The sequence below is a fragment of the Frateuria hangzhouensis genome (assembly GCF_026410505.1).
Classification (GTDB): domain Bacteria; phylum Pseudomonadota; class Gammaproteobacteria; order Xanthomonadales; family Rhodanobacteraceae; genus Frateuria_A; species Frateuria_A hangzhouensis.
In genome coordinates this window covers 1-19,721 of sequence record NZ_JAPMIU010000018.1, presented here as the reverse complement: position 1 = coordinate 19,721, position 19,721 = coordinate 1, and the positions used below count along the sequence as shown (strand labels likewise).

The following is a 19,721-nucleotide window of genomic DNA, read 5'->3' as shown; positions in this document are numbered from 1 at the left end:
GGCGCCTGTTCGCGCACGCCTCAAGCGGTGCGGCGTGCATCAGCCGAGCGGTACGTCGTCCTTGTTTAAGCGCCGATCGCCACCACGGGTACGAACCCGCCGAAGATCATCCGCTTGCCGTCGAACGGCATGGGCGTGGTCTCGGGGCTGAATCGCGGGTCTTTCATCATCTTTTCCATGCCCGCGTCACGGGTGGCCTTGTCCGGCCACTCGATCCAGGAGAACACCACCGCTTCGTCCGCCGTGGCCTGCACGGCACGGCGGAAATCGGTGAGCTTGCCTTCGGGCACGTCGTCGCCCCAGCACTCCAGCACGCGAGTGGCGCCGAATTCCAGGAAGCACGCATCGAAGGTGTTGGCGTGGTCGATGAATTTCTGGCGATTGGCCGTGGGTACGGCGATCACGAAGCCGTCGATATAGGACATGGCAGATCTCCTCGGGTGTCGGTGGTGCCTTGGGACGACGAACGGTGCGGCGGCGTTTCGACATGCGGCGCCGGGGGCGAGAGTGGTGGGCTGAAGCCCACTTACGCGAGCTCGATCCACAGCGGCGCGTGGTCGCTGCCACGTCGAACGGCCGGATCGGCGTCGATGCCTGCGCCGCCCAGCCGCGGCACGAGGCCGCGGCTGAGCAGGGCGAAATCCACCCGTGCAGCATCCAGCCGATGACGGCTGCGCGGGTTGAACCAGGTGTAGGCATGCGCGTCCGGATGAAGGTGGCGGAACGCGTCCGTCAAATCCAGCCCGGCGATGAACTCCTCGTTGAAGCGGCGGCGCGCGGTGCCGTGCGGTTCTTCGGTGCGCAGGCGCGGGGTGGTGTCCTGGCGGGTGCGGGAGATGTTCCAGTCGCCGATCAGCGCGAGCTCCAGACCACCGGTCCGCAACGCCTGAAGCTCGTGGCCCAGCCGTTCGATGAAGCGCTGCTTGAACTGGTGGCGGTTGCCGTGGAGCCCGCTGCGCTCGGCGTCCCAGTACGGCCGGCTGGTGCCGTTGACCGCGTAGACGTTGACGATGGCGAGGCCGCGCGCGGGGAGGCCGGAGACGATCACGCGCCCTTCGGTATCCCACGTGAAGCGCAGCGGCGTGGCGTCGAGCCCGTCACGCAGCCAGGTGGCCACGCCATAGGCGCGGCCACCGCGGAAGCGGCCATTGTGCGGATCATGGTTGAGCGAGGCGTGGCAGCCGAAGCCGGGAAGGGCAGCCTGCATGGCGGCGACCCGCGCCTCGTCGTGCCGCCGGATGCGTACCTCCTGCAGGCACAGCACGTCGGGCGAGCCCAGCCGTTCGTGCATGGCGCGCAAGCCGGCCGGTTCCGCATCCAGCCACGGCGCCAGGTTCTCCACGTTCCAGGAAACGATACGCATGGCGTCGGGCCGGTTCGGCAGGTCGAGTCGAGGCTACGCCCGTTCCCGTGGACGACGTGCGAGCCGGCGCTGGCCCGTGCTAAACGGCCCCGGCGCGGCGTGGCAGTTTCCATTCCGGCCGCACGAAGTGGCAGGTGTAGCCGGTGGGGTAGTGCTGCAGGTAATCCTGGTGCTCCGGTTCGGCTTCCCAGAAGTCGCCGGCGGGCGCGACCTCGGTCACGGCCTTGCCTGGCCAAAGGCCCGACGCGTCGACGTCGGCCAGGGTGTCTTCGGCCACGCGCTTCTGTTCGTCGCTGGTGTAGTAGATGGCCGAGCGATAGCTGGCGCCGCGGTCGTTGCCTTGCCGATTTGGCGTGGACGGGTCGTGGATCTGGAAGAAGAACTCCAGCAGGCGGCGGTAGCTGATCTGCGAGGGTGCGAAGACGACCTCCACGGCTTCGGCGTGACTGCCATGGTTGCGGTAGGTGGCGTTGGGGACATCGCCGCCGGAGTAACCCACGCGGGTGGAGATCACCCCGGGCTGCTGGCGCAGCAGTTCCTGCATGCCCCAGAAGCAGCCGCCGGCGAGAATGGCGCGTTCGGTGCTCATGGGCGGGCCTCCTTCGTGGTGTCGAACAGCTTGCAGTAGTGGCCGTAGCCCTCGCGCTCGAGCGCGTCGAGCGGCACGAACCGCAGCGAGGCCGAGTTGATGCAGTACCGCAGGCCGCCGGTTTCGCGCGGGCCGTCGGGGAAAACGTGGCCCAGGTGGCTGTCGCCATGGCTGGAGCGCACCTCGGTGCGGGTCATGCCGTGGCTGGTGTCGTCCTTCTCGACCACGTGGGTCGCTTCCACCGGGCGGCTGAAGCTGGGCCAGCCGCAATGGCCGTCGAACTTGTCCAGCGAGGTGAACAGGGGCTCGCCGGACACCACGTCCACGTACAAACCCGGCTCGCGGTGCTCGTTGAAGGCGTTGTCGAACGGCCGCTCGGTGCCGTTCTGCTGGGTCACGCGGAACTGCTCGGGGGTAAGGCGGGCGAGCGCCTCGGGCGTTTTGCTGTAGGTCGACATGGCTACCTCGTGTGGCTGCAGTGCATCGACGGCGGGTCGGCGAATGGCGCCTGCGCGTGGAAAACCCCGGTTTCGCCGTAGCGCAATCCTTCGCCGCGTCCCAAGGACATAAGGCCTCGGGGAAGCGTTCCAAGCAGTGATCTCAGGGGCGCTCCCAAGGCGCGATCGGCCCCGGCGCGATGACGAACAGCGGATGGCAGGCGGGCGGCTCGGCCTGCCATCGCTCGGCGAGTGCCGGGTTGCGCACGGCCAGTTTTCGCAGCAGATGCCGCCACTCGTATTCCAGTTGCCCGGTCGTCTCTGCAATGGCGGGCACGGGCCGGATCACGCCCAGCTTGCTGCGGTCGAATGCGTAGCCGCGCGCGCTGGCTTCCTCCTGCACGGCGGCGAGGTAGGCGTCGATGGCGAACTCCGGTACTGCTTGGCTGCGAAAGCGCTCCAGTTGCGGATGGTGTCGGTAGCCGCGCGTCTGGCCGTGCAGCACCGCGCGCGCCAGCAGGCCCTCGCGCCACAGGGCCAGCAGGCCCTGGCGATCGAGGTGCTTGGGGTGCAGGGTCCAGAGGCGCATGCGAATACCAGGCAACGGAGCGGGTGGCAGTATGGCGGCCCCGGGCCGCACACCGGCTCGGGTTAACTCATGTTTCGCCGGACCCCGGTTGCGGTTACGTGTGCCCTCGGCCCGCGCCGCTACCGCTGCGCGGTTCCGGATCGAGGCGCCATCATTCTGGCTGCTTGTAGATCACCCCGTCCTTCATGACGAAGGAAACGTATGCGATGGCGCCGATGTCCGTGGTGGGATCTCCGGATACCGCGATGATGTCGGCTTCGAGTCCGGCCTTCAGCTGCCCGAAACGGTTCTGTTGCCGCAGGATCTTCGCGTCCACGGCGGTGGCGGCGAGCAGTGCCTGCGCAGGGCGCATGCCGTCGCGCACCATCCATTCCAGTTCCTTGTAGTTCTGGCCGTGGGTGAACACGCCCACGTCGCTGCCGTTGCCGATGGTGACGCCGGCATCCCGTGCCAGTTTGAAGGCGCGGGCGGCTTGGCGCATGCCTTCGTCGGGCGGCAGGCCGGGCTTCCAGCCGCGAAAATACCTGGCGTAGGCGGCCTCGGCTTCCAGCGTGGGCAGGAAGGCGACGCCGTGCTGCTTCATCAATTCGAATACCTCCCGGGTGCCGCCGTAGCCGTGTTCGATGGTGTCGACGCCGGCAAGGATCGCGCGTCGCATGCCCTCGGGCGTGGTGGCATGCACCGAGACCGGCAGGCCCAGCGAATGGGCGGTGTCGACGCCGGCCTTCAGCTCCGCTTCGCTGAAGGTCGGTACCGAGCCGTGGCTCTTGCCGCAGTGGTAGTCGGCGTAGATCTTGATCCAGTCCGCGCCGTGGCCGGCCTGGTCGCGCACCGCGTCGATCATCTGCGGCACGCCGCTGACCGGAATGCCGCCCTGCGGCAGGTCCAGGTCGCTGCGAAACCCGCCCGGGCCGGGTCCGTAGCAATGACTGGCGATGGTGGCGCGGGTGGCGACGAACAGGTGCGGGCCCGGGATCAGCCCCTGGTCGATGGCGTGCTGCACGTCCACGTCGGCGTAGCCGGCGCCTTCGGTGCCCAGGTCGCGCAGGGTGGTGAAACCGGCCATCAGCGTGGCGCGCGCGTGCTGCGCGGCTTCCAGGGTGCGGTAGGGGAGGGTTTCCTTGAGCACCTGGTCGTTCCACAGCGTCTCGTTGTAAGGATGCAGGAAGATGTGCGAGTGCGCGTCGATCAGCCCCGGCAGCAACGTGGTGCCGGGCAGCTCGATGGTCTGCGTGCCTGGCGGCAACGGCACCTTCGCGGCCGGACCGACCGCCGCGATCCTGTCGCCCTGCACGAGCACCACCCAACCTTCGTGCGGCTGCTCGCTGCGCGCGTCGAACACGCGGTCGGCCTTGAGCAGCCAGGGGTGGTCGGCGGACCTGGACGTCGCGGCACTGGCAGCGCCAACGAGCAGTAGGCCGCCCAGCAGCGCGGCAAGGGAGCGGTGGAGGCGCGGCAATGGCATGGACGTGTTCCTTCCGGGTTGGGCCTGGCAGTCTTTTTTATCACCGACCGCCCGCCGGACGCTCACCTTTTGTAGGAGCCCACTTGTGGGCGATGCTTCTGGCTCGTAATCGCCGCGCCCGAGCAAAAAGCATCGCCCACAAGTGGGCTCCTGCAGGCAAGCCGATATTGGGTCGGCGCATGGATGGGGTATAAGACGCGTTTGCGGTCGGGGAAACGGGAACCATGTGTGGATTGGCGGGCCTGCTGCTGCCTTCGCCGGAGCGGCAGGAACAAGAACTCGCGTCACTGGCCGGCGCGATGGGTGGCGCACTGCTGCACCGCGGGCCGGACGACGCCGGCACCTGGGCGGACGCGCAAGCCGGCATTGCGCTGGCGCACCAGCGGTTGAGCATCCTGGATCTGTCGCCGCTGGGGCATCAGCCTATGGCGTCGGCCGACGGCCGCTACGTGCTGGCCTACAACGGCGAGATCTACAACTTCAGCGAACTGCGCGGTGAGCTGGAGGCACGCGGGGCGTCGTTCTGCGGCCATTCCGACACCGAGGTGCTGCTGGCGGCGTTCGTCGCCTGGGGCGTGGAGGAGAGCCTGCGCCGCTGCAACGGCATGTTCGCACTCGCGCTGTGGGATCGCAGCGAACGTTGCCTGTGGCTGGCCCGCGACCGAGTTGGCAAGAAGCCGCTTTATTACGGTTGGGCCGGCGATACGCTGGTGTTCGGGTCGGAGCTGAAGTCGCTGTGGCGGCACCCGGGCTTCGACAACGGCATCGACCGGGACGCACTCACCTTGTTGTTGCGGCTGGACTACATCCCCGCGCCGCATTGTATCCACGAGCGCACGTTCAAGCTGATGCCCGGCCGCATGCTGCGGCTGGACGCGGCGGCCGTGCAGGTCGGCGCCGCGGCGCACCGGCCGGAGCTGGCGCAACGGCCGTTCTGGGACGCACGCGAGAGCATGCGCGCCGCCCTGGCGGCACCGTTCGGCGGCACCGACGCCGAGGCCGAGGAACGGCTGGACGCGTTGCTGCGCGACGCGGTCGGGCTGCGCATGGTCGCGGACGTGCCGGTGGGTGTGTTTCTTTCCGGCGGTACCGACTCCTCGATCGTCACCTCGATGATGCAGGCGCAGAGCACCCGGCCGGTACACAGCTTCAGCATCGGCTTCGAGGATTCGCACCACGACGAGGCGCCGCTGGCGCGCGAGGTGGCCGGCCACCTGCACACCGATCACACCGAGCTTTACGTAAGCGGCGCCGACGCGCTGGCGGTGGTGCCGCAGTTGCCGGCGATGTTCGACGAGCCTTTTGCCGATGCTTCGCAGGTGCCGACCGCGCTGGTCGCGAAGCTGGCCCGCGGTGGCGTCACAGTGGCGCTCTCGGGCGATGGTGGCGACGAGTTGTTCTTCGGCTACAGCCGCTACCAGCGCGCGTTGCGCAACTGGCGGATGCTTTCGCGCGTGCCCTCGGCGCTGCGGCGCCCGCTGGCCCGCATCGCCGAGGGCCAGGGCGAAGCCTCGCGCAGCGGTGGCGTGGCGGCGCTCCTGGCCGAAATGGGGGCGCGCGGCATCGGCGATGTCTACCGCAATCGCGTGGCGCGCTGGCGTGATCCGGCGGCGGTAGTGCCGGGTGCGCGCCCGGTCGAGTCGTTCTACCACCTGGCCGATCCGCTCGAAGGCGCCGGCACGCCAGCCGACGCGATGATGCTGGCCGACTTCGTGACCTACCTGCCGGACGACCTGCTGTGCAAGGTCGACCGCACCAGCATGGCGGTGAGCCTGGAGGCGCGCGCGCCACTGCTGGATTATCGCGTGGCGGAGTTCGCCTGGTCGCTGCCGCTGGACATGAAACTGCGCGGCGGGGTCAGCAAGTTCCTGCTCAAGAAGGTGCTGCTGCGTTACCTGCCAGCTTCGATGGTCTACCGCGGCAAGCGTGGTTTCGGCGCGCCGGTGACGGCGTGGTTGCGGGGCGACCTGAAGGACTGGGCGGGCGACCTGCTCTCGCCGCAGCGGCTGGCGGCCGACGGCGTGCTGGATTCGACGGCGATCGCGCGCCTGTGGCAGCGCTTCGGGGCGGGCGAGCGCAAATGGCACACCCACCTTTGGAACGTGTTGATGTTCCAGGCCTGGCACGACTACTGGCGGCAGAGCCGCGCCGCGGTGCGTGCGGGCGGCGAGTTGCGCGGGTCGGGTAGCTAAAGGAGGCGGACGACGGGGCAGCCCGCCATGGGCGGCGACTCCCTTATCGTGCCGCGTTGCCGGCGGCGGCCTGCCGCCGACTGGTCAGGGGCGGGCAGGCCGTGCGATCAGTCCTGCGCGCCGACCTTCAGCTTCTGCCCGATGCGGATGGTGTTGCCGCGCAGGTGGTTCCACTGCCTCAGCTCGGTCACGCGCACGCCGTAGTGGTGCGCGATGTCGAACAGCGTGTCGCCGCGCTTGACCACGTGGACTTCGGGCGAGTCGACGCCGGGCGCGGCCGGGATGTGCTCGGCCTGGCGGGTGGCCGGGACATCCTCCTCGCCCAGGTCGGGAAGGCCGGGCTTGGCGCTGACGCTGGCGACACGGTCGCTGGGTCCGCCAACCGCTTGCGCGAGCAAAGCCGTGCGCAGTTGTTCGGCATGCCGGCGCGGCAACAGCAGCTGGCCGCCGTGGCGGGTATCGATCACGCCGTTGCGGTAGCCCGCGTTGAGGTCGGCCAGTGCGGCCCGCGGCATGCCGGCCTGCTGCGCGGCGTCGTCCAGCGACAGGCGCCGGGTCAGTTCGACGGTGACCAGCTGCTGGTCGGCATCCAGCGTCGGCAGCTTGACGTGGAAGCGCTCCGGTTCGCGCACCACGCAGGCAATCGCCATGAGCTTGACCAGGTGTGCCCGGGTGCCGGCGCGCACCGGCAGCGTGGGCACCGCCGGCTCGGCCGGTGGCGCGCCTTCGCGGTTGACCAGGCGATCGACGCCGTAGCGGCCCGCGTTGTAGGCGTAGTCGGCCAGGCGCCAGTCCTGGAAGTAGTCGTGGTAGTGCTTGAGCAGCGCCATCACCTTGTCGGTGGAGGTCGTCAGGTCGAGCCGGCCGTCGTAGTCGCGCCTGACGCTCAGGCCCATGTGGCGCGCGGTGCCCGGCATGATCTGCCACATGCCGGCGGCGCGGTTCTTGCGCGGCGGCACCGGTTTGAAGTGGCTTTCCACCCACGGCAGCAGCGTGAACTCGCCGGGCACGCCATGGCGCGCCGCGCTCTCCTGTACGTACACCAGCCGCGGCAGGATTCGCCGCATCTGTGCCTCGAACCCCTTGGGCGAGCGCGTGTAGCGGCGCGCCCAGGTGTCGATGGCCGGATCGGCATTGCAATCTGCCATCTCGAAGCTGCCGCGCAGGCGTTCCCAGACGGTGGTGCTGGCGGGAGGCAGCGGGCTTGCCGGCGCCGAGGCGACGGCGTCGGGCAGCATGGGCGCGGGCGCTTCGGCACGCGGCGGCGGAGCCTTGGGCGCCGGTGCGGTGGCGCAGGCGGCAAGCACCAGCGACAGCGCCAGCGGCAGGGGACGGAATACGCGATTCATCCTTGGAAAACATCCTTGGCAGCGCGCAGGGCGGCGAAGCGTTCGACCCGGCCGCCGGCGGCATGCTGCCGCCGTGACCAGTCGATCAGCGGTTCGCTGTCGATACGCAGGAAAGGGTTGCACGCCAGCTCGCTGGCCAGCGCCACGGGAAGGGTGGGGCGAGCGTGGGCGAGGGCCTCGGCGGCTTCGGCGCAACGGATGGCCAGGGCGGCGTTGTCCGGATCGACCTGGCGCGCGAAGCGGCCATTGGCCTGGGTGTATTCGTGTCCGCAGCAGACCTGCAATTCGCCCGGCAGCGCGGCCAGGCGTTCCAGCGAGGCGAGCATCTGCGCCGGCGTGCCTTCGAACATGCGGCCGCAGCCCAGGCTGAACAGGGTGTCGCCGCAGAACAGGGAGCCTTCGCCGGCGTAGGCGATGTGGCTGCGGGTGTGGCCGGGCACCTCGAGCACGTCGAAGCGGGCCTGCGGGTGTTCCAGCGCTACCACGTCGCCTTCGCTGACGCGGTGGTCGGCCACGCCGATGCGCTCGTCCCGCGGTGCGTACACGGCGGCGCCGTGGCGGTCGCGCAGAACGGCGGCGCCGGCGATGTGGTCGCCGTGGTGGTGGGTCAGCAGAATCGCCCGCAGCCGCAACGAACGGGCGGCAAGGGCGGCCTCGACGGGAGCGGCGTCGCCGGGATCGACCACAATGGCCTGGCCGGCGTCGTCGTGCAGCAACCAGATGTAGTTGTCGGCAAGTGCCGGTAACGGTACGACGTGCAAGCGGCCTCCGCAGTCTTCGTATCGACTGGCGCAGGCATCCGGCTTGCGCGAACCGGTCGACTATAGGTGCCGTATCCCGGGTGCTCGTTAGTGAGTCGTTAAATGTGTGATTTGTGTTCAGGCAGCCGGCCGGTTCCGCGACCTGTGACGCGCTTCCAACCGCCAACGGCTACACTTCAACTTTGCAGCGGAACGGGCGCGACATGGCCGAGCGCGATCAAGACATCTTCGCCAGCAAGCCAATGCGTGGCCTGCTGGCAGCGGAAGCGCAGGCGCTCGCCCCCGAGTTGCAGCGCTGCGCCGGCGCCTACGCGCTGCAGGTGTCCGCGGTCGTGCGCGACGTGCCGCCGCCAACGCCGATGCTCGACCGCTGGGTGCACCTGCATCTGGACGGCAGCCATTGCGCTGGTGACCTGCATGCGCGCCTGGACGAGCCGTTGCCGTTCGTGGACGACGCGTTCGGCCTCGTGCTGCTAAGCCACGCGTTGGAAGTGGCGCCGGATCCGCAATCCCTGCTGCGCGAGGCCTCCCGCGTGCTCGTGCCGGGCGGCATGCTGGCGCTGACCGGCATGCATCCGGCCAGCGGCTGGTTACCCTGGCTGCTGTGGCGCGGCCAGCGGGGATTGAACCTGGAATCGCCACTGCGCATCGGCCACTGGCTGCGCGGTGCCGAGCTCAACGTGGAGCGCGTGCAGCGCCTCGGGCCCATGTGGCCGAGCTCGGCCGTGGTGCCGCATCATGGCGGCCCGCTTGGTGGCGGCTACCTGTTGATCGCGCGCAAGCGCCGCCAGGCTACCGCGCCGATCCGGCTGCGTCCGCGAGCGATCGCCGCAGCGCCGGTCGCCGGGCTGGCGCCCGGCGCACGCCGCAGCGCGGCCGCCTGAATTTCTCGCGAGGAACGATGATCGAAGTCGAAGCGTTTACCGACGGCGCGTGCCTGGGCAATCCCGGGCCCGGCGGCTGGGCCGCCCTGCTGCGCGCCAAGGGCGTCGAACGCCTGGTCGCCGGGGGCGAGCCGGACACCACCAACAACCGCATGGAACTGATGGCCGCGATCAGCGCGCTCGAAGCGCTGACCCGGCCGTGCAACGTGGTACTCACCACCGACTCGCGCTACGTCATGCAGGGCATCGAACGATGGTTGCCCCGGTGGGTCGCCAATGGGTGGCGCACCTCGGACAAGAAGCCGGTGAAAAACCAGGATCTGTGGGAGCGCCTGGCGGCGGCCAAGACGCCGCATCAGGTACGCTGGGCCTGGGTGCGCGGCCACACTGGCCACGTGGAAAACGAGCGCGTCGACACCGCCGCGCGCGAGCAGGCCGAGCGCCACAGGGGCAGGGCATGAGACAGATCGTTCTGGATACCGAGACCACCGGGCTGGAGGTCCGCCAGGGGCATCGGCTGATCGAAATCGCCTGCGTCGAACTCATCGAGCGCCGGCCGACCGGCCGCCACTGGCAGACCTACCTGAACCCCGAGCGCGCCATCGACGAGGGCGCGCGGCAGGTCACCGGCATCGAGGACGCGTTCCTGCTCGACAAGCCGCGCTTCGCCGAGGTGGTCGAGGACTTTCTGGCGTTCATCGCCGATGCCGAACTGATCATCCACAACGCGAGCTTCGACGTCGGCTTCCTCGACGCCGAAATGGCGCGGGTCGGCGTGCACCTGGGCTGCATCGGCGATCGCTGCCACGTGATCGACACGCTGGCGATGGCGCGCGAACGCTACCCCGGGCAGCGCAACAGCCTCGATGCCCTGTGCAAGCGCCTGGGCGTGGACAACTCCGCGCGCGACCTGCACGGCGGCCTGATCGATGCCCAGCTGCTGGCCGACGTCTATCTGTACATGACCTCCGGCCAGGTCGCGCTGGACCTGGCCTTCGAGGGCGCCGCCGAGGAAGCGGGCACGACGGTGCTGGCGCCGATCACGTTGCTGCGCCGCCCGCGCGTGCTGCGCGCGGACGCGAACGAACTGGCCGCGCACGAAAGCCGGCTGGATTCGCTGGACAAGGCCGCCCAGGGCGGCAGCGTGTGGCGCCGCGTCGAACAGCCCGAACCGGCACTGGCCGAAGCGTAGCCATCCGCGGGCTGCGTCGGCTCTTTCGATGGCGCCCTAGCTCACGCGCGCCAGGATCACCGTGATGTTGTCGTCCGCGCTGCCGTCCAGCGAGGCGAGAAGCAGATGATCGACGCACTCCTGCGCGGCAAGATCCGTACGGCCGACGATCCGCGCAATCGTGGCGTCGGACAGGCTTTCGGTCAGGCCGTCGCTGCACAGCAGGAACCGGCTGCCCGCCTCGGCGCGCCCGCGCGCCATGCCGATGTGCAACTGCTCGATCGCGGTGACGCCAAGCGCCTGGGTCAACACGTTGCGCTGCGGATGCCGGTCGGCCAGCGCCGGATCGAGCCGGCCGGCGGCGACCAGTTCCTGCACCAGGGAATGATCGTGGCTGACCTGGCGCAGTGCACCGTGCTGCCAGAGATAGATGCGGCTGTCGCCGACCCAGGCCACCTCATAGCGCTCACCGGCCAGCAGCAGGGCGGCCACGGTCGTGCCCATCGGAAGGGCATCGGACACGCCGCTGGCCTGCCTGAGCAGCCGTTCGCCCGCCCGGCGCACCGCCTCGGCAAGGCTGCCGCCGCCCGCGACTTGCTCGACGATGGCATCGCGCACCAGCGCGGAGGCGACCTCGCCATGCTGGTGCCCGCCCATGCCATCGGCGACCAGGAACAATCCCAGGGCCGGGTCGGCGTAATAGGTGTCCTCGTTGCGCGTGCGGCGCAGCCCGACGTGGGTGCCGTGTCCGAACTCGATCATGGGGTGCCAGCTCACGTTATCCGGCGCAGCATGCCGTACGCCCATCCAGTTGTCACGGTATGCCTGCCCGCGTATGATTGCCGGCTCGCGCGGGACCACCGTGCGCCCCTTTGGAGAGGTGGCAGAGTGGTCGAATGTACCTGACTCGAAATCAGGCGTACGTGTAAGCGTACCGTGGGTTCGAATCCCACCCTCTCCGCCAGAAACGCAAAAGGCCCCGATCGGGGCCTTTTGCGTTTCTGGCGTTCGGTCGGAGCCTCGGTGGCAGCTTCCCGCAAGGCTTCTCCCATCCGCCAGTCGGTCCCTTCCCGTGCGCGGGGGAAGGGCCGACAGTGGATAGGTGCGCTCCTGGCGCGCGCTCAGCCCGCCTTCTTCTTGGCCAGCCGCAGCCAGGTGTCGACCACCGTATCGGGGTTGAGCGAAACCGACTCGATGCCCTGGTCCATCAGCCACTCGGCCAGATCCGGATGATCGCTCGGGCCCTGGCCGCAGATGCCGACGTACTTGCCCTTCTCGCGGGCGGTCCTGATCGCCATGGCCAGCAGCTTCTTGACCGCCGGGTCGCGCTCGTCGAACAGGTTGGCGACGATGCCCGAATCGCGGTCCAGGCCCAGGGTGAGCTGGGTGAGGTCGTTGGAGCCGATCGAAAAGCCGTCGAAGATCTCCAGAAACTCCTCGGCGAGCAGGGCGTTGGACGGCACCTCGCACATCATGATGACCTTGAGTTCGTCCTTGCCCTGCTTGAGGCCGTTCTTCTCCAGCACCTCGACCACCTTGCGGCCCTCGCCCAGCGTGCGCACGAACGGAATCATGACCCACACGTTGGTGAGGCCCATGGTTTCGCGTACTTTCCGGACCGCCTTGCACTCCAGCGCGAAGGCTTCGGCGAAGCTCGCATCGACATAGCGGCTGGCGCCGCGGAAGCCGATCATCGGGTTTTCTTCGTGCGGCTCGTAGCGCGCGCCGCCGATCAGGCCGGCGTACTCGTTGGACTTGAAGTCCGAGAGCCGCACGATCACCGGCTTCGGATACACCGACGCGGCGATGGTGGCGATGCCCTCGGCCAGGCGGTCGACGTAGAAGCTCACCGGATCGGCGTAGCCGGCCATGCGCTCGTCGATCTTCGCCTTGGTCTCGGCGTCCTGTTTGCCGTATTCCAGCAGTGCCTTGGGATGCACGCCGATGTGGCTGGCGATGATCATCTCCAGGCGCGCCAGGCCGATGCCGGCGTTGGGCAGCATGCCGAAATCGAATGCACGCTCGGGGTTGGCCACGTTCATCATGATCTTGAGCGGCGCCTCCGGCATGGCGCCCAGGTCTGCGGTGATGCGGTCGAAACCGAGCTTGCCTTCGTAGATGGTGCCGGTGTCGCCTTCGGCGCAGGACACGGTGACTTCCGCGCCATCGGGAATCAGCTGCAGCGCGTTGCCCGTACCGACCACGGCCGGCACGCCCAGTTCGCGCGCGATGATCGCCGCATGGCAGGTGCGGCCGCCGCGGTTGGTCACGATGGCGGCGGCACGCTTCATGATCGGCTCCCAGTCCGGGTCGGTCATGTCGGCCACCAGCACGTCGCCATTCTGGAATTCATGCATCTGGCTGATCGACTTGACCACGCGCGCCTTGCCGCTGCCGATCTTCTGGCCAATAGCGCGGCCCTCGGCCAATACCTTGCCCTTTTCGTTGAGCTGGAAGCGCTCGAGCTGGGTGGCATGGGCGCGCGACTTCACCGTCTCCGGGCGCGCCTGCACGATGTAGAGCTTGCCGGTGTTGCCGTCCTTAGCCCACTCGATGTCCATCGGACGGCCGTAGTGCTGCTCGATGACCAGTGCCTGCTTGGCCAGCTCCTGCACGTCGTCGTCGCTGACGCAGAAGCGGTTGCGCAGGTCAGCCGGGGTTTCCTCGATTCGCACGCGCTCGCCGGGCTGGTCCGAATAAACCATCCGCTGCTGCTTGGCGCCGAGGCTGCGGCGGAGCAGGGCGGGCTTGCCGGCCTTGAGCGTGGGCTTGAAGACGTAGAACTCGTCGGGGTTCACCGCGCCCTGCACGACCATCTCGCCCAGGCCGTAGGAGCCGGTGACGAACACCACGTCGCGGAAGCCCGACTCGGTGTCCAGCGTGAACAGCACGCCGGAGGCGCCGATGTCCGAGCGCACCATCAGCTGCACGCCAGCGGAGAGGAACACGTCCTCGTGCTTGAAACCCTGGTGGACGCGGTAGGCGATCGCGCGGTCGTTGTAGAGCGAGGCGAAGACTTCCTTGACCTTGTGCAGCACGTCCTCGATGCCGACCACGTTGAGGAAGGTTTCCTGCTGGCCGGCGAAGCTCGCGTCGGGCAGGTCTTCGGCGGTGGCGGAGGAGCGCACGGCCACTGCGATATCGTCGGCGCCGGCGTCCTTGCAAAGTTTGGCGTAGGCATCGCGGATGGCCTGGTCCAGCTCCTGCGGCAGCGGGGTCTCGGTGACCCAGCCGCGGATCTCCTTGCCGGCGGCGGTCAGGGTCTCGACGTCTTCCACGTCGAGCCCGTCCAGGCGCTCGCGGATGCGCTTGGCCACGCCGCTCTTGTCCAGGTACTGCTGGAAGGCGTCGGCGGTGGTGGCAAATCCGCCGGGCACCGACACGCCGAGCTTGGCGAGGTTGCCGATCATCTCGCCGAGCGAGGCGTTCTTGCCGCCGACCTTGGCCAGGTCGGTCATGCGCAGGTTGTCCAGCCAAAGCACCAGGTCGTTCAAGGGAATCTCCTTAGAAAAGCTTGGGGTAATACGCGCTGCGCCAGCCGGTTTCCGGCCTGCAAAGGACTGGTATTGTCCGCTGTCGATGGTGCATGGCACAAGAAGACCATTTGCCCGTGGCGCCGCGCCAACTGCATACCAGTCAGCGCGGAGTCAAGCGAGCACGGGCTTCGACGCATGCGCTAAGGTTCCAGCACAACCACCCACCGGCGAACGGACACCCGCATGCAACGCACGGTTTTCTTCATCTCCGACTCCACTGGTATTACCGCGGAGACGATCGGCAACTCGATCCTCGCGCAGTTCGAGGGCATCCAGTTCGACAAGCATCGCCTGCCGTTCGTGGACGACACGCATAAGGCCGAGGCCGCTGCGCTGCGGATCAAGACCCGCTACGCCCAGACCGGCGAGCGTCCGATCGTGGTCAACACGATGGCCGATCGCGCGCTGTGCGACATCGTCGCGCAGAGCGGCGGCCTGATGCTGGACGTGTTCGCGCCCTTCATCGGGCCGTTGGAGGAAGAGCTGGGAACCAAGCGTTCGGGCATGGTCAACCGCTCGCATGGCCTGGTCGATTTCGACAAGTACGAGGCGCGCATCAACGCCACCAACTATGCGTTGGCGCACGACGACGGCGTGGACGTGGACTACGACCAGGCCGACCTGATCCTGATCGGCGTGTCGCGCTCGGGCAAAACGCCGACCTGCCTGTACATGGCCTTGCATTACGGCGTCAAAGCCGCCAACTACCCGTTGACCGACGACGACCTGGACAAGCTCGAACTGCCCAAGCGGCTCAAGCCGTACAAGGATCGGCTGTTCGGTTTGAACATCGACGCCCAGCGCCTGGCGCAGATCCGCGAACAGCGGCGGCCGGGCAGCCGGTATGCCAGTCTGCAGCAGTGCCGTTGGGAGCTGGAACAGGCGGATCGGTTGATGCGCCAGGCAGGCATTTCCTCGCTCAACACCACCCACGTCTCGATCGAGGAGATCGCCAGCAAGATCTTCGAGCGCTTCGGTATCGAGCGCACCATGTTTTGAGGTATATCCGATCCTGATGAGTGCCGTACTGGACAACCGCGCCGCCCTGCTTCCGGGACGCTTCGAGTTCCTGATGGGGTTGTACGCGGAGAACTATCACCGCCTGGCGCACCTGTTCGCGCCGCAGACGCTTGCGCCCGGGCGCTACCGTTCCGGCGTGGACGACGGGCTGGACGTGCACATGCACGTGCAGGAGCGTCATCCGTACACGCTGGAGCTGGAGCTGACCTACGGTTTCGTCGATGCGCAAACAGGCCATCCCACGCCTTCGGCGCAACTGCGCATGTACACCGACGCGCACGTGGCCGAGGCCTTGCATTGCCATCCAGGCCGGCATCTGTGGCAGGTGCTGGGGCCGTTCCCGGAAGCGCACACGGTGCTCCAGCATCGGCTGCGCATGAACGGTTTCCTGTCGCGCTGGCTGGAATATCTGGCGGAGCAGGGCCATTCGGCAGGCACGCTCGAGCGGATCGAGGAAGCGGCCTCTCCGTAGGGTGAGCTTCATCCCGCCATGGCTTTCGCGAACGTGCTGGAGTATCTGGCGGGGCAGGGGGCATTCGGTGGGAACGCTCGAGCGGATCGAAGCCCACGATTGAGCGGAAGCCATTCAAGGGCGAAGCCCTTGCGAAGAACGCGGCCATGGATGGCCGCTTTTGCTTTCGCGTTCAGGACGAACGCACAAATAACGCCCAACAAAAAACCCGCACAAGGCGGGCTTCTCGTAAATGGCGGAGCGGACGGGACTCGAACCCGCGACCTCCGGCGTGACAGGCCAGCATTCTAACCGACTGAACTACCGCTCCGCGTTGTTTTCCAGCTACACAAAGTGCGAGACCAACCTTGGCGTCCCCACGGGGATTCGAACCCCGGTCGCCACCGTGAAAGGGTGATGTCCTAGGCCTCTAGACGATGGGGACGGATTAGGTTGGTGGAGCCAGGCGGGATCGAACCGCCGACCTCCTGCATGCCATGCAGGCGCTCTCCCAGCTGAGCTATGGCCCCGCCGCTGGAAGCCCGAAAGAATAGGCAGGGTTCGCGAATCCGTCAAGGGTTTTTTCGAAAATTCTGCGCGCGGCCGTCACGCGCGCGATGTCGCATCGGGATGCCCGTGTTGTGCCGTAAGCTGGGCGGCCACACGCGTCGGAGCATGCATGCACGAGATCGGCTTCATCCGCGACCTTGCCATGGTGATGATCGTGGCGGGCGCCACTACGGTGTTGTTCCAGCGCCTGCGCCAGCCGGTGCTGCTGGGCTACATCCTGGCCGGCGTGCTGATCGGCCCGCATACGCCGGGCGTGCTGGTGGGCGACCCGCGCGCAATCGACGACATCTCCAACCTGGGCGTCGTGCTGCTGATGTTCACGCTGGGCCTGGAGTTCAGCGTGCGCAAGCTGCGCGAGGTCGGCATGGGTGTGCTGATGGTCGCGGTGATCGAAGTGGGGCTGATGCTCTGGATCGGCACGGGCCTGGGCGAGTTGATGGGCTGGAACAGCATGGATGCGCTGTTCCTTGGTGCGTTGATCTCGCTGTCCTCGACCATGGTCGCCACGCGCACGCTGGCCGAGGGTGGTTTGCGCCACCTGCCGTTCGCCCAGCGCGTCGTGGGCATCCTGGTGGCCGAGGACGTACTGGCGATCGTGATCCTCACCGTGCTGAGCGCGGTCGCCATCGGCGGCGCCATGGAAGCCGGCACCGCGTTGGTGGTGGTGGGCCATGTCAGCCTGTTCGTGGTGGCCGGCATGATCCTCGGCCTGCTGTTGTTGCCGCGGCTGATCGATTACGTGGCCGGGTTCGGGCGCGACGAAACCCTGCTGGTCAGCGCGCTGGGTGTGTGCTTCGGCGCCAGCCTGTTCGCCGCCTGGCTGGGCTTCAGCGTGGCGCTCGGGGCGTTCCTGGCCGGCGCGGTGATCGCCGAGGCGCGCAACGCCCATCGCGTGATGCGGCTGGTCGAACCGCTGCGCGACATGTTCGCGGCGCTGTTCTTCGTCGCGATCGGCCTGAAGATCGATCCCGCGTTGCTGTGGCAATACGCGGTGCCGGCGCTGGGCATCGCCGTGGTGGTGATGATCGGCAAGACGATGGCAGTCGGCATGGGCATGATCGCGGCCGGGCAAGAGGTGCGCTCGTCGATCCGCACCGGCCTGAGCATGGCGCAGATCGGCGAGTTCTCCTTCGTGATCGCTGCGCTGGGCGCCGCGTTGGGCGTGGTCAGCGAATTCATCTACCCGATCGCGGTGGCGGTGTCGGTGGTGTGCATGGCTGCCTCGCCGTATCTGGTCGGCCACGCCAACGGCATCGTCGATGGCATGCGGCGGGTTACGCCGGGGCCGCTGCGCCTGTTGCTGACCAGTTATGCGAACTGGCTTGGCAGCCTGCGGCCGGTGGAGCAGAACGCCATGATCGCGGCGATGCTGCGCCGGCTGCTGTGGCACATCGGCGTCAACGTGGTGCTGGTGGTGACGCTGTTCGTGATCGGCGCCTACGTCAACGCGCACAACTGGGCCTGGTTCTCCACGCTGGGGGCCAACCGCGAGACCCGCCACTCGCTGATTTTCGCCGCGGCGCTGTTCCTGTCACTGCCGATGCTGATCGCCATCTACCGCAAGGCCGAGGCGCTGGGCATGTTGCTGGCCGAACTGGGCATCCGCGAGCAGTTCGCCGGCGGCTATACGCACGCCATCCGCAGTGTGCTGGCGCGGTTGATTCCGCTGGGCACGCTGCTGGCGCTGGGTCTGCTGGTGAGCGTGCTCGGCTCGGCGATCCTGCCGCCGCGCGGTGTGGCGATCCTGCTGCTGGTGGCCGGCGTGCTGCTGGCGGCGGTGTTGTGGCGCGCGCTGGTGAAGATGCACGCCAGGCTGCAGGCGGCCCTGCGCGACACGCTGGAAAGACCGTCGCCCGACGAGTAGCGCGCGTGAAGGCGGGAACCTTTCCCGAGCCTGACGGTCGACAGCCGGTGTCGTTGCCAAGACCGCTCGACGCGCCTCACAATGCGCCGCCTGCCTCCATCGGGGAGGCACGGGTCGCATTGCCGGCACATTCCATTGAGGGAGTTACGAATGAAGCATTTTCTGCGTCCCACGCTGACGGCGGCCGCCATGGTCGTTGCGCTGGGCATGACCGCGGGCGTTCACGCCCAGGCCGCCAAGTCCGGCGCCGCCGGCACGGTCGACAAGACCAAGGCCAGCTACGTGGTCGGCTGGGACCTGGCCACCCAGCTGCCGCCGCTGGTGCGTGAGGAAGTCGACCCGGCGACGGTCGCCCGCGCCGTGCAGTCGGCGTTGTCGGGCCAGAAGCCGACGATGAGCGAGGAAGAGGCCAAGACGGTGCGCGATGCCTTCGTCGCCAAGCTGCAGGCCAAGGCCAAGGCCCAGTACGAGAAGGTCGCGTCCAAGAACAAGGCCGATGGCGAAGCCTTCCTGGCCAAGAACAAGAGCAAGCCTGGCGTGAAGACCACTGCCTCGGGCCTGCAGTACAAGGTGATCAGCGAAGGCTCCGGTGCGCGTCCGGGCCCGGGCGATACCGTGCAGGTGAACTACGTGGGCACCTTCGTCAATGGCGAGAAGTTCGACGCCTCGGAGAAGGGCAAGCCCGCTTCGATCCCGCTGAACGCCGTCATCCCCGGCTTCCGCGAGGGTCTGGAGCTGATGAAGACGGGCGCACACTACATGCTGTACATCCCGTCGAACCTGGCCTACGGCGCACAGCCGCAGAACGGTTTCCCGCCGAACTCGGCGATCATCTTCGACGTGACTCTGGTCAAGACCGGCCCGACTCCCGCCGGCGGTCAGGGCGCGGGCAAGTAAACCCGCGTCACGTGACGGAAACGGAAGGGGCGCGGAGCGATCCGCGCCCTTTTTTTTGATTCCTGGCCTCGACAGCCGTGGATCTTCGGTTTCGTAGGAGCGCACTTTTTGCGCGACCGCCATGCCTGATCGTTGCCATGCGGTCGCGCAAAGGTGCGCTCCTGCAAGGCGAGGCTGCAGCTCGTTCCCGCGAGCCGGCGAAGAACCTTTTTCGGTCCACACCGGCGGCGCCTGTTAGAATTCGCGATCGTTTTTGCTCAGGAGCGATCGCTCGGATGAAAGTCACCCTGTTCGGCACCGGCTACGTGGGCCTGGTCACCGGTACCTGCCTGGCGGAAATGGGCAACCACGTGGTGTGCGTGGACGTGGACGCGGCCAAGGTCGCCCGCCTGAAACAGGGCGAGGTGCCGATCTTCGAGCCGGGCCTGGCGCCGATGGTCCAGCGCAACCACGAGGGCGGCCGGCTGGACTTCACCACCGAGGCCGCGCCGGCGGTGGCGCACGGCGACGTGATCTTCATCGCCGTCGGCACGCCGCCGGACGAGGACGGCAGCGCCGACCTGCGCTACGTGCTGGAAGTGGC

The 19,721-nt window shown here is 67.9% G+C and carries 18 protein-coding genes, 4 tRNA genes and 1 pseudogene; 10 read left to right on the top strand and 13 right to left on the bottom strand.

Annotation, left to right across the window (positions count from 1 at the left end):
- Positions 1–65: 65 nt before the first annotated feature.
- From OSC30_RS15255 to OSC30_RS15230, 6 genes are all read right to left on the bottom strand, one after another.
- Positions 66–425, bottom strand: coding sequence for a DUF1428 domain-containing protein (locus tag OSC30_RS15255; RefSeq protein ID WP_267172720.1), 360 nt, complete (start codon positions 423–425; stop codon positions 66–68).
- A gap of 101 nt (positions 426–526) precedes the next feature.
- On the bottom strand, positions 527–1,363 hold the full coding sequence (locus tag OSC30_RS15250; RefSeq protein WP_267172719.1) for an exodeoxyribonuclease III: 837 nt from the start codon (positions 1,361–1,363) through the stop codon (positions 527–529).
- Positions 1,364–1,442: 79 nt separating this feature from the next.
- Positions 1,443–1,952 carry a peptide-methionine (S)-S-oxide reductase MsrA gene (gene msrA / locus OSC30_RS15245; protein WP_267172718.1) on the bottom strand — a complete coding sequence of 170 codons (510 nt, stop codon included), beginning with the start codon at positions 1,950–1,952 and terminating at the stop codon, positions 1,443–1,445.
- Positions 1,949–2,410 (bottom strand): peptide-methionine (R)-S-oxide reductase MsrB, encoded by a 462-nt coding sequence (gene msrB / locus OSC30_RS15240; protein ID WP_267172717.1) that lies wholly within the window; start codon positions 2,408–2,410, stop codon positions 1,949–1,951. The genes msrA and msrB overlap by 4 nt, the downstream gene beginning before the upstream one ends.
- A 142-nt stretch (positions 2,411–2,552) precedes the next feature.
- Positions 2,553–2,978 carry a pyrimidine dimer DNA glycosylase/endonuclease V gene (locus tag OSC30_RS15235; RefSeq protein ID WP_267172716.1) on the bottom strand — a complete coding sequence of 142 codons (426 nt, stop codon included), beginning with the start codon at positions 2,976–2,978 and terminating at the stop codon, positions 2,553–2,555.
- Positions 2,979–3,129: 151 nt separating this feature from the next.
- Positions 3,130–4,443, bottom strand: a complete 1,314-nt coding sequence (locus OSC30_RS15230; protein WP_267172715.1) for a metal-dependent hydrolase family protein — start codon at positions 4,441–4,443, stop codon at positions 3,130–3,132.
- Positions 4,444–4,667: 224 nt separating this feature from the next.
- Between OSC30_RS15230 and asnB the strand changes: the two genes are divergently transcribed.
- On the top strand, positions 4,668–6,635 hold the full coding sequence (asnB, locus tag OSC30_RS15225; RefSeq protein WP_267172714.1) for an asparagine synthase (glutamine-hydrolyzing): 1,968 nt from the start codon (positions 4,668–4,670) through the stop codon (positions 6,633–6,635).
- A 107-nt stretch (positions 6,636–6,742) separates the two neighbouring features.
- Here the strand turns inward: asnB and OSC30_RS15220 are convergent, their stop codons facing one another.
- Together OSC30_RS15220 and gloB are read right to left on the bottom strand one after the other, a co-directional pair.
- Positions 6,743–7,984, bottom strand: a complete 1,242-nt coding sequence (locus tag OSC30_RS15220; RefSeq protein WP_267172713.1) for a transglycosylase SLT domain-containing protein — start codon at positions 7,982–7,984, stop codon at positions 6,743–6,745.
- Positions 7,981–8,745, bottom strand: coding sequence for a hydroxyacylglutathione hydrolase (gene gloB / locus OSC30_RS15215; protein ID WP_267172712.1), 765 nt, complete (start codon positions 8,743–8,745; stop codon positions 7,981–7,983). Before gloB ends, OSC30_RS15220 begins: the two co-directional genes overlap by 4 nt.
- A gap of 203 nt (positions 8,746–8,948) precedes the next feature.
- Between gloB and OSC30_RS15210 the strand changes: the two genes are divergently transcribed.
- From OSC30_RS15210 to dnaQ, 3 genes are read left to right on the top strand one after another with little or no spacing between them, the layout of a single operon-like run.
- A complete protein-coding gene (locus OSC30_RS15210; protein WP_267172711.1) occupies positions 8,949–9,629 on the top strand; it encodes a class I SAM-dependent methyltransferase in 681 nt (226 codons plus the stop codon).
- Between the two features lie 17 nt (positions 9,630–9,646).
- Positions 9,647–10,090 (top strand): ribonuclease HI, encoded by a 444-nt coding sequence (gene rnhA, locus OSC30_RS15205; protein ID WP_267172710.1) that lies wholly within the window; start codon positions 9,647–9,649, stop codon positions 10,088–10,090.
- Complete coding sequence (dnaQ, locus tag OSC30_RS15200; RefSeq protein ID WP_267172709.1) at positions 10,087–10,821, top strand: DNA polymerase III subunit epsilon; 735 nt, start codon at positions 10,087–10,089, stop codon at positions 10,819–10,821. The genes rnhA and dnaQ overlap by 4 nt, the downstream gene beginning before the upstream one ends.
- A 36-nt stretch (positions 10,822–10,857) precedes the next feature.
- On the opposite strand, the gene OSC30_RS15195 is transcribed toward dnaQ, so the two are convergent.
- Positions 10,858–11,562, bottom strand: a complete 705-nt coding sequence (locus tag OSC30_RS15195) for a PP2C family protein-serine/threonine phosphatase (RefSeq protein WP_267172769.1) — start codon at positions 11,560–11,562, stop codon at positions 10,858–10,860.
- A gap of 112 nt (positions 11,563–11,674) precedes the next feature.
- On the opposite strand from OSC30_RS15195, the gene OSC30_RS15190 reads away from it, so the two are divergent.
- Positions 11,675–11,764 (top strand) — tRNA-Ser (locus OSC30_RS15190).
- A 157-nt stretch (positions 11,765–11,921) separates the two neighbouring features.
- Here the strand turns inward: OSC30_RS15190 and ppsA are convergent.
- A complete protein-coding gene (gene ppsA, locus OSC30_RS15185) occupies positions 11,922–14,294 on the bottom strand; it encodes a phosphoenolpyruvate synthase (RefSeq protein WP_267172708.1) in 2,373 nt (790 codons plus the stop codon).
- A gap of 225 nt (positions 14,295–14,519) precedes the next feature.
- Here ppsA and ppsR point away from each other — a divergent pair, with 225 nt between their 5' ends.
- On the top strand, positions 14,520–15,335 hold the full coding sequence (gene ppsR, locus OSC30_RS15180) for a posphoenolpyruvate synthetase regulatory kinase/phosphorylase PpsR (RefSeq protein ID WP_267172707.1): 816 nt from the start codon (positions 14,520–14,522) through the stop codon (positions 15,333–15,335).
- A 16-nt stretch (positions 15,336–15,351) separates the two neighbouring features.
- Entirely contained in the window at positions 15,352–15,828 is a 477-nt protein-coding gene (locus OSC30_RS15175) for a DUF1249 domain-containing protein (protein ID WP_267172706.1), read from the top strand.
- Between the two features lie 233 nt (positions 15,829–16,061).
- On the opposite strand, the gene OSC30_RS15170 is transcribed toward OSC30_RS15175, so the two are convergent.
- From OSC30_RS15170 to OSC30_RS15160, 3 genes are all read right to left on the bottom strand, one after another.
- Positions 16,062–16,138: transfer RNA gene (locus OSC30_RS15170), tRNA-Asp, on the bottom strand.
- 38 nt (positions 16,139–16,176) lie between these two features.
- A tRNA-Glu gene (locus OSC30_RS15165) sits at positions 16,177–16,252 on the bottom strand.
- 9 nt (positions 16,253–16,261) lie between these two features.
- Positions 16,262–16,337, bottom strand: a tRNA-Ala gene (locus tag OSC30_RS15160).
- Positions 16,338–16,486: 149 nt separating this feature from the next.
- Here OSC30_RS15160 and OSC30_RS15155 point away from each other — a divergent pair.
- From OSC30_RS15155 to OSC30_RS15145, 3 genes and pseudogenes are all read left to right on the top strand, one after another.
- A complete protein-coding gene (locus tag OSC30_RS15155; protein ID WP_267172705.1) occupies positions 16,487–18,241 on the top strand; it encodes a cation:proton antiporter in 1,755 nt (584 codons plus the stop codon).
- A 150-nt stretch (positions 18,242–18,391) separates the two neighbouring features.
- Positions 18,392–19,138 carry an FKBP-type peptidyl-prolyl cis-trans isomerase gene (locus tag OSC30_RS15150; protein ID WP_267172704.1) on the top strand — a complete coding sequence of 249 codons (747 nt, stop codon included), beginning with the start codon at positions 18,392–18,394 and terminating at the stop codon, positions 19,136–19,138.
- Between the two features lie 275 nt (positions 19,139–19,413).
- Positions 19,414–19,721: pseudogene (locus OSC30_RS15145) on the top strand (UDP-glucose 6-dehydrogenase); the annotation flags it as partial.